At 57.1% G+C, this 13,349-nt stretch carries 15 protein-coding genes; 14 read left to right on the top strand and 1 reads right to left on the bottom strand.

Annotated features, from left to right (window positions below; translation table 11 throughout):
* Positions 1-62 precede the first annotated feature (62 nt).
* From ACZZ0B_RS05050 to ACZZ0B_RS05110, 13 genes are all read left to right on the top strand, one after another.
* Positions 63-542: a GNAT family N-acetyltransferase gene (locus tag ACZZ0B_RS05050; RefSeq protein ID WP_008085506.1), complete on the top strand. Its 480-nt coding sequence runs from the start codon at positions 63-65 to the stop codon at positions 540-542.
* A 149-nt stretch (positions 543-691) separates the two neighbouring features.
* Positions 692-1,204, top strand: a complete 513-nt coding sequence (locus ACZZ0B_RS05055) for a hypothetical protein (protein WP_463544508.1) — start codon at positions 692-694, stop codon at positions 1,202-1,204.
* Between the two features lie 117 nt (positions 1,205-1,321).
* Positions 1,322-2,248 carry a hypothetical protein gene (locus tag ACZZ0B_RS05060; protein WP_463544509.1) on the top strand — a complete coding sequence of 309 codons (927 nt, stop codon included), beginning with the start codon at positions 1,322-1,324 and terminating at the stop codon, positions 2,246-2,248.
* A 298-nt stretch (positions 2,249-2,546) separates the two neighbouring features.
* Positions 2,547-3,209, top strand: a complete 663-nt coding sequence (locus ACZZ0B_RS05065) for a hypothetical protein (protein ID WP_008085509.1) — start codon at positions 2,547-2,549, stop codon at positions 3,207-3,209.
* Entirely contained in the window at positions 3,206-3,700 is a 495-nt protein-coding gene (locus tag ACZZ0B_RS05070; RefSeq protein ID WP_008085510.1) for a PAAR domain-containing protein, read from the top strand. The genes ACZZ0B_RS05065 and ACZZ0B_RS05070 overlap by 4 nt, the downstream gene beginning before the upstream one ends.
* Before the next feature lie 5 nt (positions 3,701-3,705).
* Positions 3,706-4,428: an alpha/beta hydrolase gene (locus tag ACZZ0B_RS05075; RefSeq protein WP_463544510.1), complete on the top strand. Its 723-nt coding sequence runs from the start codon at positions 3,706-3,708 to the stop codon at positions 4,426-4,428.
* Positions 4,429-4,433: 5 nt separating this feature from the next.
* The gene (locus tag ACZZ0B_RS05080) at positions 4,434-4,922 is read left to right on the top strand and encodes a hypothetical protein (RefSeq protein WP_463544511.1); all 489 of its coding nucleotides are present in this window, start codon (positions 4,434-4,436) and stop codon (positions 4,920-4,922) included.
* Positions 4,923-5,030: 108 nt separating this feature from the next.
* Positions 5,031-5,864, top strand: coding sequence for a hypothetical protein (locus ACZZ0B_RS05085; RefSeq protein ID WP_463544512.1), 834 nt, complete (start codon positions 5,031-5,033; stop codon positions 5,862-5,864).
* A 107-nt stretch (positions 5,865-5,971) separates the two neighbouring features.
* Positions 5,972-6,961, top strand: a complete 990-nt coding sequence (locus tag ACZZ0B_RS05090; RefSeq protein WP_463544513.1) for a 2-dehydro-3-deoxygalactonokinase — start codon at positions 5,972-5,974, stop codon at positions 6,959-6,961.
* A 19-nt stretch (positions 6,962-6,980) separates the two neighbouring features.
* Entirely contained in the window at positions 6,981-7,601 is a 621-nt protein-coding gene (locus tag ACZZ0B_RS05095; RefSeq protein ID WP_397482913.1) for a 2-dehydro-3-deoxy-6-phosphogalactonate aldolase, read from the top strand.
* 62 nt (positions 7,602-7,663) lie between these two features.
* Entirely contained in the window at positions 7,664-8,812 is a 1,149-nt protein-coding gene (gene dgoD / locus ACZZ0B_RS05100) for a galactonate dehydratase (protein WP_030131992.1), read from the top strand.
* 183 nt (positions 8,813-8,995) lie between these two features.
* A complete protein-coding gene (locus ACZZ0B_RS05105) occupies positions 8,996-10,306 on the top strand; it encodes an MFS transporter (RefSeq protein WP_008085520.1) in 1,311 nt (436 codons plus the stop codon).
* A gap of 60 nt (positions 10,307-10,366) precedes the next feature.
* Positions 10,367-11,170 carry an IclR family transcriptional regulator gene (locus ACZZ0B_RS05110; RefSeq protein WP_008085521.1) on the top strand — a complete coding sequence of 268 codons (804 nt, stop codon included), beginning with the start codon at positions 10,367-10,369 and terminating at the stop codon, positions 11,168-11,170.
* 6 nt (positions 11,171-11,176) lie between these two features.
* On the opposite strand, the gene ACZZ0B_RS05115 is transcribed toward ACZZ0B_RS05110, so the two are convergent.
* A complete protein-coding gene (locus ACZZ0B_RS05115; RefSeq protein ID WP_141127034.1) occupies positions 11,177-12,229 on the bottom strand; it encodes an NAD(P)-dependent alcohol dehydrogenase in 1,053 nt (350 codons plus the stop codon).
* 191 nt (positions 12,230-12,420) lie between these two features.
* Here ACZZ0B_RS05115 and ACZZ0B_RS05120 point away from each other — a divergent pair, with 191 nt between their 5' ends.
* Positions 12,421-13,311 carry an AraC family transcriptional regulator gene (locus tag ACZZ0B_RS05120; RefSeq protein ID WP_008085522.1) on the top strand — a complete coding sequence of 297 codons (891 nt, stop codon included), beginning with the start codon at positions 12,421-12,423 and terminating at the stop codon, positions 13,309-13,311.
* Positions 13,312-13,349: the final 38 nt, after the last annotated feature.

Here is a 13,349-nt window from a genome sequence, read left to right on the forward strand (position 1 = left end):
AGTGTGACGAGCGCCGCCCACGGCCTTAGTATGGCGTTTTCCTTTTCCGACAAGGCCCGTCCATGACGATCGAAATCCGCCCGGCGACCCCCAGTGATGCCCCGCAAATCCTCGCCTTCATCACCGAACTGGCCGATTTCGAAAAAGCCCGCCACGAAGTCATCGCCAGTGTCGCCGACATCGAGCGCAGCCTGTTCAGCGAAGGCGCCACCGCCCACGGCCTGATCTGCCTGCGTGACGGCTTGCCGATCGGCTTTGCGGTGTTCTTCTTCAGCTATTCAACCTGGCTGGGCAGCAACTGCCTGTACCTCGAAGACCTCTACATCACCCCCGAACAACGTGGCGGCGGCGCCGGCAAAACCTTGCTGCGGCACTTGGCGAAAATCGCCTGCGCCAATGACTGCGGTCGCTTCGAATGGAGCGTGCTCGACTGGAACACGCCGGCCATCGATTTCTACAAATCCCTTGGTGCGCAACCGCAGGAGGAGTGGGTGCGCTACCGCATGGATGGCAAGGTCTTGCGCGAGTTTGCCGAGGGCTGAACAACGTTGGCGTGAATTCGATTGTCGGCACTTTGCCAGTCCGGCATTCTACGCGCCATTTTTGCGCGCTCATGGATGACACCTGCAATGCTTCAGGCACCCCTTCTCCACGCCCGTGGAGCCTTCGCTGCGTCAACGAGTGACCGGCGATGAGCACACTGCGGGCGGCAATGCACTGGTATATAGCGCTCGTCTTTTTGCTTTGCAGTTCATGTACTTCGAATCACGGCAGGCCAATAGCGAAGCTTGACTTCGAAAGTGTTGCAATGACGCCGAGCGCAAGTTCGTTTTTCGTACGGTTTTCAAGTGATACGGATCTTTTGACATTGTTCCAATCCAGGATCGGCCAAGAGCTGGTCTGTGCCTTGGACGGCGATGCGGATTTTTCGATTGGCCATTACCAGAAACGCTACGGCAGCGGCATCGTTGAGTTGAGCGGAAACGCTTCGAAAGGAAATTATATCTCCCGGGTCATTTTTCGAGAGACCGGAGCTGTGCGGGGTACACAACGTATTCTTGCGGGAGATGAATTGCGCAGAGCTTTAAGGGTGAGCGACGTGGTTGTGTGCGTTTTTAGAGTGCATACAACGAAATACAAAACCTATTTTTCAGATTTTATGCGTATCCCGGCCATGGATTTTATAAGGGCGCTCAGCACGTGAGCGCTGATTATTTGAACTGCTGTGTGCATCAAGATCGGGTTGTTGTTAATTGACAGGATCTCCCGTCGGTATTCCGAGTTCCGAATTTATTCTCGTGATAGAGCGGGGGGTAAACCGTTGAATATGCGTATCTTCAAGTGGATGCTGATTGGCAGTTTTTTATCCTGCACGGCGTGCATGCACCTGAACGTTCCCCCCGCCAGACTTGAGTTTGTTTCAATCGAGCGCGCCAACTCTTCTTATTACGACCTGCGCTTCACCTCTGACCGAAACCTTATCAGTCTGTATGAGGATTACGGCAGGCAAGGCCAGATCAGTACGACGATTCATTGTTCGCTGAATGGCGATGCTGATTTTTCCATCGAACATCGAATCGAGATGGAGGCGTCGGGACGCGTCAGCGCCATGCGTCTGATCGAGGGAGATCGGCGGTACGAGATGCTTGCGCATATCAGGGTCGAGAATCACGGCATCAATGATGGTTTTAATGACATCAGGCCGATTGAACTGGTGCGCATGCTCAAACCGCAGCAATACATACCGTGCAAGGTAGTGATTACGGCGTTCCCGTTCGTGGCGTATTACTCGAAAGTCATGTACCTGCCAACTTCACGCTTTATTGATCAAGTGCGCAGTCCGCGGGTAGCACCGCCACGGGTCACTCTACTGGCCGAGGATCGCATGCGTACGCTGTTGCCAGAGGCCCCGATTTGCATCGTGCGCTGGCGACACATTGCCGAAACACCGTATGACGAACTCGATCGTATTGGCCTTTGCGACGACCTGCCCTACGTCGGATTACTTGCCTCGTTTGCACCGTATCGATTGGCTCTGAGCATCGTGTCCTCGTCGGATCTGACGCCAAAACCGCTGACGACATACGTCATTGTGCGCGGGGATGGCCGTCAGGAACCGGGGGTTTCTGACGAGCATGGTCACACTCATCACCTTGGCGCAGAAGATTATGAAGTCGTGAAAGTGTTCGCTGAAGAGGGCGTGACCAGTGTTGATCGGTCGACGAAATGGATTGATGCCGCTCCTTGATATGCGGGCGACTGACTCGATGTGCAGCAGGATTGTCCGGTGGTTAGCTCAGCATGGTCGGCAGTGCGCAATCTCGGAACAGGGATGAGTGCGCTATCGCATGGATAGTAAGGTCCTGCGCGAGTTTGCCGAGGGCTGAAAACAATGATGGCAATCCAGTACTAATTCGATTGTCGCCAGCGCTCTAGTCCGGCATTCTACGCGCCATTTTTGCGCGCTCACGGACGACACCTGCAATGCCTCTGGCACAACTTCTCCACGCCCGTGGAGCCTTCGCTGCGTCAACGAGTGACCGGCGATGAGCGGACTACGGGCGACAATGCGTCTGTATGGCCTGGTGAAAAACTCAGGCTCCACTGACAACCCCCAGCGGCAACCGGTCGATATTCTGTGCATCACAAATCGTACGGGCGCAATCGCCATTCGTGCGTTCGTGTCACGCCTCGATGCCGAGTTGATGACGCGCAGTGCCGGGCTCGACGATTACCGCGTGATACCGCTGCGCACTTTCGATCCGACAGCGTTTATCGACGCCCATCAAGGCTGGCTGACGCTGCACATTTGTTGTGGTTTCGTCGCCCCTGCCGAGCATTCGCTGCTCAAGGACGGCGGATTGATGCCGATGGGCTGGTACGCCTATTCCGAGATCGGTCAGTGGACGGCCGAACATCATCTGGACCTCGGCACACAGATGGCCGAACTGCTGCAATCGACTTACCAGCGCAATCACCTTAGCAACTACAACGCTTGGCTCAACGAACTCGACGATGCGACATCTGCCGAGCTGGCATGGCAGGTCGACGAAGCCTGGCAGCTTCTGCAATTCGCTACACCCCCCGACAGCCGTGAGCATTGCCACGCCCTGTTCGATCCCGTCGACAACCGCTGGCGCTTTGCCGCGACCGACGTCGATCTCCACCAGCCGCACCCGGAACCCCAGAAGCAAGGAGCTTTGAATTGAGTGGTAAACCCGCTGCACGCGTCACCGACCCGACCGCCTGCCCGTTGCCAGGCCATGGCAACAATCCAATCGCCTCCGGCTCGCCCGACGTGTTCTTCGACGGACTCGCGGCTGCGCGCATGACCGATAAATCGGCGTGTGGCAGCCCGATTACCGGAGCCGTTTCCGGCACCGTATTCATCAACGGCCTGAACGCGGCCACGCTCGATAGCACCGGAGGCCACGGCAATGTCGTGGTTGGTGGTTCAGGGACGGTGATTATCGGCCAGAGTGGCGGCGGGGCAGCGTTTAGCGGATTGCTGCCGATGCCGGTGCATTTTACGGACAAGATGCAGCTGGTTGATGAGTTCTCGGGCGAGCCTGTTGCCAATCATCCTTACACAATCAAACGTGGGGATGGCAGTGAAGAACACGGCGTAACCGATGCGGCCGGATTTACACATGCAGTTAGCTCCCATCTAGCTGAAACCATCGAACTGTTTGCGGAGTAACTGCAGTGGGAACGGATAACACGGCTGCGAATGACAAAAAAAACCTTGGCTCACATACGCTCACATGCCCAACAGACGAGGCGGTCAAACAATTCAAATACATGCGACGGGCATCGGCTTTCTTCATCGGAGGCGCTGGTGATAAGGAAAGCTATTATGGCTTTGGGCCGAAGAATAACGTTGCACGTGCAAAAAAGTCCTTTGATGATTCAGTGGTCAAAGCCGATTATTTTCCTGGAGTAACGTCTTACCATCTTGGGTATAACCAAGTAATTGGTGAGGAAAATATCAAATTAAACGTGCTTCAGGGGCTATGTAAAAGTGACGCTATTTATATTGTCGGGCACAGCCTGGGAGGATGGAATGGCGCTCATCTGTCTAGCCACTTGAGTAGCTTGGGCTACTCCGTAAAAATGCTGATTACTCTCGATCCGGTTGGAGTGGGCGCGTTGGTTGGCGGTATTTCGAATATCTACCCGGATACACCGCAACCCAGTGCCGGTTTGTGGATAAATATATTGGCGAAATCATCAGACGCTAATCTCTCAGACTGGATCGCCGGAATCGGTGAACAATGGCGTGTGGAAAGCGGGCCGAACGTGAACAGTATCATGGACGTAAATCACGAATCAGCGGGTGTCATGTATACCACGGTGCTGGCGGATGGGAAGTCGGCTTTGAATTACATGATTAACTCGGTCAATAAGCATTTCAGGGGGGAAATGTAATGATAATGAGGGCGGTTTTTCTATTGTGCATGTGCGTGGTGGCAGGCTGCACATTTAAACAGGCCAAGCCTCCTGCAAATCTTCAGTTCTCTAAAATCGAACGCGTTGGTAATGCGCCCTTGTACGATCTGCACTTTTCTTCTGATATTGATATTTTGGGGCCCTATAAATCGTTGATTGGCGTGGGATTGCTTTGCGCTCTAGAAGACGATACCGATTTTAGTGAGGGGCATCAGATGAAGCGCTTTATGAGCGGTGGGGTTTCAGATGATGCATCAGGGTCACATTTGGATTTTGTTTCGCCAGTGGTTTTCAGTGAATCGGTTGCCAATGGGAATAGCGAAAGGCATCTGACGCCCGCAGAAATAAGAAAATTGTTGGTTAATAAAAAGCAGTTGCCTTGTAAGTTTTTCGCCAGTGCGACAATGATAGATACTTATTTTTCCAATGTTATGTATGTTCCGGTTGAAAGTATTGTTCGTGCTTTGGATTAGGAGTGAATTCTGAAAGATTGATACTTATATTTATTGTGTATCTGGTTTCTTGGGGTGGTGATGCATAGGTTGATTTTAGTTGTCTTGTTTGTTCTCTGTTCTTCGTGTATGCAGTTGCATGTGCCAGCGCCGCGGGTTGAATTCACATCTATTGAATACAAGGACGGAGATTATAATTTTCGCTTCAGGTCTGATAGGGATTTGGTCAATTTATACAGGGCGCACGGTATTAATGAGCAGGTTGGTACTTGGTTGAAGTGCTCGCTGGATGGTGATGTTGATTTTTCCATACTTCACAAAATTCGTCTTTACGGAAAAGGTGCCGTCAGCGATGTTCGTATTGTGGAGGGTGATCGACGTTATGAGTTTGATGTATGGTTCAGGTTTGAAGAGGATGTCGATCAGGGTAGTAGTTTCAGAATAATCAGAAAGGAGGTGTTATTGTCGTTGTTGGGCAAGCAAGACTATATTCCGTGTCAGGTGACAATAACGGCTACTTTTTATAAGGCTTATTATTCAAAGGTTATGTATGTTCCCACCTCTCGGATCATTGCTGAGGTTGAAAAAGTAATCACGGCGCCAGAGTATGTAATATTGCCGCCAGTACTGCGGCCGCTGTCATGGCTGCAATTCGAGCAGATTTGCATTACGCAGAGACGCTATCACGCAGGAGATACCATTGTTCATGGAGGCGTGTGCAGTGGCCTGCCTTACAGTGGGTTATTAAGTTCGTTTGCACCACTGAAAGGCAAGTTTCGAATCGTCGATGCCCAGACGCGAAAACCCCGGCAGAACGTGCGATACATCATTAAACGTTCGGATGGAAGGGAAGAAGAAGGGCTGAGTGATGCTCAGGGCGATACACATGTCTTTGGTTCGAATTACCCCGAAAACTTCAGGCTTTTCCTGTTTGGAGAGGAACTGGAAGCCGTGGCGACGTAAATCTTACGAATCCCATAATATGGGATGCAAAATTACATATTGAGATTTACAGTCTGAGAGGTCTATAGTCCGTCGCACTCACTGCCAAAAACAAAACAGGTGAAGCGATGCTGGCGCAATTGATCGCGCTCGACTGGGGGACAACCTCATTACGTGCTTACAAACTCGCGGCGGGCGGTGTGGTGCTGGAGCAGCGCGCGCTGTCGTCCGGGATCATGCAGTTGCCCAAGACTCCGCGAATCATCAACGGTCGCGAATGCGCCGATGGTTTTGAATTGGCCTTCGACGACGCGTGCGGCGACTGGCTCGATGCGCAGCCGGATCTGCCGGTGATTGCCTGCGGCATGGTCGGCAGTGCGCAGGGCTGGCGCGAAGCGGCCTACTGCGATACGCCGGCAAACGTCGCCAATCTCGGAAACTCCCTACAAACAATTGTCAGTCTGCGCGGCACGCGGGTGCATATCGTGCCGGGCGTGATTCAGCGTTCGCACTTGCCGAATGTGATGCGCGGCGAGGAGACCCAAGTGCTCGGCGTTCTGCAGAATCTGCCGGTCGAGGCGGGCGCTGATCTGCTGATCGGGCTGCCGGGCAGTCACTCGAAATGGGTGGACGTGGTCGATGGCTGCATCACTCATTTCGACACGTTCATGACTGGCGAAGTGTTCGCCGTGCTCAGTGAGCACAGCATTCTCGGCCGGACCCTGAAGCAAGGCGCGGCGTTCGATGCTCAGGCGTTTGACCGCGGTGTGCAGATCGCGCAGTCGGCGGACGGCGAGCTCGGCGTGCTGTCGACCTTGTTCAGTGCCCGAACCCTGGGCCTGACCGGCGAACTGAGCCAGACGGCGCAGGCGGATTATCTGTCCGGCCTGATGATCGGCCATGAACTGGCAGCACTGGCTGGCGCGCAACGCCGTCGCCGTAACAATCTCAATCTTCCTTCGATCATCCTGATTGGCAACGCGCAACTCTGTGCGCGCTACAGCCGCGCCCTCGATGCCTGTGGTTTCGCCAATGTGACGCTGGCCGAACAGGCCACCGAGCGTGGTTTGTGGCAACTGGCGCTGGCCGCCGGACTGATCGATTCCTCATCCCGTTAACCCTGACTGGAGGCCTGACATGCTCAAGCAAGCATTGGCGCAAAACGGTCTGATCGCGATTCTGCGTGGCCTGCATCCGCAGGAAGCTGCCGCTGTCGGAGAAGTCCTGTATGCGGCCGGATTTCGCGTCATCGAAGTACCGCTCAATTCCCCTTCGCCGTACGAAAGTATCCGCATTTTGCGTACGACCTTGCCCGCCGATTGCCTGATCGGTGCTGGCACGGTGTTGACGCCGGAACAGGTTGAGTTGGTGAAAGAGGCCGGCGGCCAAGTGATCGTCATGCCGCACAGCGATGCAAAGGTTTTACGCGCAGCAAAAGCGGCGGGGCTGTTTCTGTCGCCGGGTGTTGCCACGCCAACGGAAGCGTTCGCGGCGCTGGCGGAGGGCGCGGACATTCTCAAGCTGTTCCCGGCCGAGCAGATGGGGCCGGCGGTCGTCAAAGCCTGGCTCGCGGTGTTGCCGTCCGGGACGGTGCTGGCGCCGGTCGGCGGCATCACCCCGGACAACATGCAGGCGTTCATCGACGCTGGCGTGAAAGGGTTCGGCCTCGGTTCCGGCCTGTTCAAACCGGGCATGACCCCGGAGCAAGTGGCGGTGAATGCCAAGGCCTACGTGGCCGCGTGGAAGGCCCTTCGCTAAGACTTTTTTGGCGCTGCGTGCGCTGCATCTAATAAGAGCTGCATTTACAAAAGAGAGCAGAGATGAAAATCACCAAACTCACGACCTTCATCGTTCCGCCGCGCTGGTGCTTCCTCAAGATCGAAACCGACGAGGGCGTGACCGGTTGGGGCGAGCCTGTGGTCGAAGGCCGCGCGCACACCGTCGCCGCCGCCGTCGAAGAATTGTCCGACTACCTGATCGGCAAAGACCCACGCAACATCGAAGACATCTGGACCGTGCTGTATCGCGGCGGTTTCTACCGTGGCGGCGCGATTCACATGAGCGCGTTGGCCGGTATCGACCAGGCGCTGTGGGACATCAAGGGCAAGGCGCTTGGGGTGTCGGTGAGTGATCTGCTCGGTGGTCAGGTGCGCGACAAGATTCGCGTGTATTCGTGGATCGGCGGCGATCGCCCGGCCGACACTGCGCGTGCGGCGAAAGAGGCGGTGAGCCGTGGTTTCACTGCGGTGAAAATGAACGGCACCGAAGAGCTGCAATTCCTCGACTCCTTCGAGAAAGTCGACTTGGCGCTGGCCAACGTTGCCGCCGTGCGTGATGCGGTCGGGCCGAACGTCGGCATCGGCGTCGACTTCCACGGCCGCGTGCACAAGCCGATGGCCAAGGTGCTGATGAAGGAGCTCGATCCGTACAAGCTGATGTTTATCGAAGAGCCGGTGCTCAGCGAAAACTACGAAGCGCTGAAAGAACTGGCGCCGCTGACCAGCACGCCGATTGCCCTCGGCGAGCGCTTGTTCTCGCGTTGGGACTTTAAACGCGTGTTGAGCGAAGGCTACGTCGACATCATTCAGCCGGATGCATCCCACGCCGGCGGTATCACCGAAACCCGCAAGATCGCCAACATGGCCGAAGCCTACGACGTCGCGCTGGCGCTGCATTGCCCGCTGGGGCCGATTGCGCTGGCGGCTTGTTTACAACTGGACGCGGTTTGTTACAACGCGTTTATCCAGGAGCAGAGCCTGGGCATCCATTACAACGAGAGCAACGACTTGCTCGACTACGTGAAAGATCCGCGGGTGTTCGATTACGACAAAGGCTTCGTGAAGATTCCGAACGGGCCGGGGTTGGGCATCGAGATCAACGAGGAGTACGTGATCGAGCGTGCGGCGGTCGGGCATCGCTGGCGCAACCCTATCTGGCGCCATGCCGATGGCAGCTTTGCCGAGTGGTGAGTCCCTTCTGATTCACCACAGTTCAAATGTGAGATCGTTCCCACGCTCTGCGTGGGAATGCCTCAATGGACGCTCTGCGTCCGCTTTTGGGACGCAGAGCGTCCCGGGCTGCATTCCCACGCGGAGCGTGGGAACGATCAGGCCTCAGGCCGACCTCAATAAACATAAAAAGAGGCTCTCCCCATGCAACCGCAAACCCTCACCGGGCAGGCGTCTTTAGTCACGCCCAGCCGCAAGCGGTTTTTCATCATGGTGTTGCTGTTTATCACCGTGGTCATCAACTACCTCGACCGCAGCAACCTGTCGATTGCCGCGCCAGCGCTGACCAGTGAGCTGGGCATCGATCCGATTCACGTCGGCCTGATTTTCTCTGCGTTCGGCTGGACTTACGCCGCCATGCAAATCCCCGGCGGCTGGCTGGTCGATCGCGTGCCGCCGCGCATCCTTTATAGCGTCGCGCTGCTGCTGTGGTCGATTGCCACGGTGATGCTGGGTTTCGCCGCCAGTTTCATCGCGCTGTTTGTGCTGCGTATGGCCGTCGGTGCACTGGAAGCACCGGCCTATCCCATCAATAGCCGCGTTGTAACAACCTGGTTCCCCGAGCGTGAACGCGCCACGGCCATCGGTTTCTACACCTCCGGGCAATTCGTCGGCCTGGCATTCCTGACCCCGGTTCTGGCCTGGCTGCAACACGAATTCGGCTGGCACATGGTGTTCGTCGCGACCGGCGCCGTCGGCATTATTTGGGCGGCGATCTGGTACGCGGTGTATCGCGAGCCACGGGATTTCAAAGGCGCCAACGAGGCCGAAATCGACCTGATCCGCGAGGGCGGTGGTCTGGTTGATATTCAGCAGGAATCGGCCAAGGTCAAAGCCAAATTCAGCTGGACCGATCTCGGCATCGTTCTGACCAAGCGCAAGTTGTGGGGCATTTACCTCGGCCAGTTCTGCCTGAACTCGACGCTGTGGTTCTTCCTGACGTGGTTCCCGACCTACCTGGTGAAATATCGCGGTATGGACTTCATCAAGTCCGGCCTGCTCGCGTCGCTGCCGTTTCTCGCAGCGTTCGTTGGCGTGTTGTGCTCGGGGTTCTTTTCCGACTTTTTGATCCGTCGCGGCTACACCGTCGGCTTTGCGCGCAAGTTGCCGATCATTGGCGGGCTTCTGATTTCTACCTCGATCATCGGCGCCAACTTCGTTGAGTCGACGCCGCTGGTGATTGCTTTTCTGGCGCTGGCGTTCTTCGGCAACGGTCTGGCCTCGATCACCTGGTCGCTGGTATCGACTTTGGCGCCGGCACGCTTGCTCGGGCTGACCGGCGGGGTGTTCAACTTCATCGGCAACCTGTCGGCGATTGCCACGCCGATCGTCATCGGCTTCCTCGCCAGCGGCGATTCGTTCGCGCCGGCGATCACCTATATCGCGGTTCTCGCATTGATCGGTGCTTTGTCCTACGTGCTGCTGGTCGGCAAGGTCGAGCGTATCGAGTTGTAGTGGCCTGCGTCGGGCGACCATAATGCCGCCCGTTCCCTCGCTCAACGGTAAAGGCTGGATATGCAGGAAGACGCTCCGGAAAAAACCAAGGACGCCGCGCCCACCGGCACCCAGACGCTGTTGCGCGGCCTGGGTGTGGTGCAAGCAGTGGCCAGTGGCGCCCGCGATCTCAAGGAAATTGCCCGGCTGATCGGCACCACACGCAGCACCACCCATCGTCTGGCCAGTTGCCTGGTTGATGAGCGTTACCTGCGCGTGGTGCCGCAAGTCGGTTACCTGCTCGGGCCGAAGCTGATTGAACTGGGTTTTCAGGCACGCGAAGAATTGCCGCTGGTGACCCTGGCCGCGCCGTATCTGGACGAGTTGTCGGCGCTGACCGGTGACACCGTGCACTTGGGCATTCGTGAAGGCGACGAGGTGCTGTACCTGCTGAAGAATCCGGGGCGCAATGGCCCGGAGATGCGTTCGCGGGTCGGCCATCGCATGCCGCTGGCACGCACCGGGATTGGCAAGGCGTTGATGCTCGATGACTCGCCGAAAGATTGGCAGCGGCTGTACGACATCAGCCTGCCGGCGGGTGGGAAAAGTCAGTTCTGGCCTCAGCATCCCCAGCAGTCGTGGGAACAGCTCGAACAGCGCATGACCGAGTACGTCGCCGGTGGCTACGCGTTCGATCTGGAAGACAACGAACCGTCGATCCGCTGTGTGGCGGCGCCGATTCGCGATGCGAGCAAAGGCATTGTTGCTGCGATCAGTATCGCCAGCACCGTGCCGTACATGCCGCTGGAAAAAATGGCCGAGCTGATTCCCCTGATCAAAGGAGTCACAGCCCGGCTCTCGGCAGAGCTTGGCTTGAAGGTTTAAGCAGGTTTAAACCTTGAGCGTCGCCATGTCGATCACGAAACGGTACTTCACGTCGCCGGCGATCATGCGCGCGTAAGCCTCGTTGATCTGGCGGATGTCGAGCATTTCGATGTCGCAAGTGATGTTGTGTTCGGCGCAGAAATCCAGCACTTCCTGGGTTTCGGCGACGCCACCGATCAGCGAACCGGCCAGAACGCGACGGCTCATCACCAGTTTGCCGGCGTGTACCGGTGGATCAACCGGCTCGATCAGACCGACCAGAATGTGCACACCGTCGAAGCGCAGGGTGTCGAGGTACGGGTTCAGATCGTGCTGCACCGGAATGGTGTCGAGCAGGAAGTCGAAGTAACCGGCAGCGGCTTTCATCTGCTCGGCGTCGGTGGACACGATCACGTGATCGGCACCCTGACGACGACCTTCTTCTGCCTTGCTCGCCGAGCGGGTGAACAGCGTCACTTCCGCGCCCATGGCCTTGGCAAACTTGATGCCCATGTGGCCCAGACCGCCCATGCCGAGAATCCCGACCTTGTCGCCGGCCTTGACGCCGTAGTGCTTGAGCGGCGAGTAGGTGGTGATGCCGGCACAGAGAATCGGCGCAGCGCTGGCCAGTGCGAGTTTTTCCGGGATGCGCACAACGAAGTGTTCGCTGACGACGATGCTGTCCGAATAACCGCCCATGGTGTTGCTGCCATCGACCCGATCCGGGGTGGCGTAGGTCATGGTCGGGCCTTCGAGGCAGTATTGCTCAAGGTTCGACTGGCAGGCTTCGCAAGTGCGGCACGAGTCGACCATGCAGCCAACCCCGACCAGATCGCCTACTTTGTGCTGGGTGACATTCGCACCGATCGCGGTGACTTTTCCGACGATCTCGTGGCCAGGCATCAGCGGGTAAACGGCGATGCCCCATTCATTGCGCGCCTGGTGGATATCGGAGTGGCAAACGCCGCAGTAGAGGATCTCGATCGCGACGTCGTCGGCGCGCGGGCTGCGGCGTTCGAATTTCATCGGGGCGAGGGGCGTGGTGGCCGATTGGGCGGCATAGCCGATGGCGGTGTACATGTGAAACCTCGCAAAAGCAGGAACAAGTGAGGCGGCGCATTCTGGGCGCTGACTGACCGGTCGGCCATGACGATTCCTCCGGGTCTCATGCCTAATCCTCCGGCATGCGGGTTTGATCGGTCGCATTGGCAAAAGGATCTGCGATGATGCTTGCATCCCTTTTTTCGCTCCATTTTCAGTGAAGAGCTTTGATGCAATTAACCCGTCATCTTGATGCCAATGCCCGGCTGGTTTCGCTGATCGAACCGCTGGCGCTGCGCGATGGTTATTCCCCGACCGGGTTGCCCGGTGTGCAAGTGTTGCGTGCCAGTTGCGACGTCGCCCGTGGCCCGCACATTTATGAGCCGAGCCTGATGATCATCGCGCAGGGCAGCAAACTGGCGTTTCTCGGGCCGCGGACGATGGAGTATGGCGCTGGGCATTACCTGATTCAGGCGCTGCCGGTGCCGTTCGAATGCGAGACGTTTGCCTTGCCGGATGCGCCGTTGCTCGGGGTGTCAGTGGCGATTGATCGGGTGTTGCTCGGTGAGTTGGTGCTGGCCATGGGGCTGGCACCGGGGCGGCATATTCCGGCGCAGACGCCGGAGTCGATGACCTCCGTGGTGCTCGACGATGACATGCGTGGTTGTGTCGAGCGTTTGCTCAGTTGCCTGCACGATCCGCTGGAATGTCAGATTCTCGGGCCGGCGCGGGTGCGTGAATTGTTGTTTGTCGCGTTGCGTGGACCGCAGGCGGATGTGCTGCGTGCGTTGGTGGAACAGCAGGGACAATTTGCGCGGGTCGCGGCGTCGATCAGTCATCTGCATGCGCATTACACCGAGCCGTTGAATGTGGAGACGCTGGCCGGTTGCGCGAACATGAGCGTGTCGACGTTTCATGAGCACTTCAAGCGCAGCACGTTGTTGTCGCCGGTGCAGTATTTGAAACGCTTGCGACTGTTGAAGGCGCAGACGTTGCTGGTGGCGGAGGGCTTGGGTGTGGCGCAGGTGGCGCATCGGGTGGGGTATCAGAGTACGTCGCAGTTCAGTCGCGAATATAAGCGCTATTTCGAGCGTAGCCCGGGCGACGAACGCGCCGCCTGAGGATTTACACACTCCCTGTGGGAGCTGGCTTGCCAGCG

The organism is Pseudomonas sp. AC247, assembly GCF_979258015.1.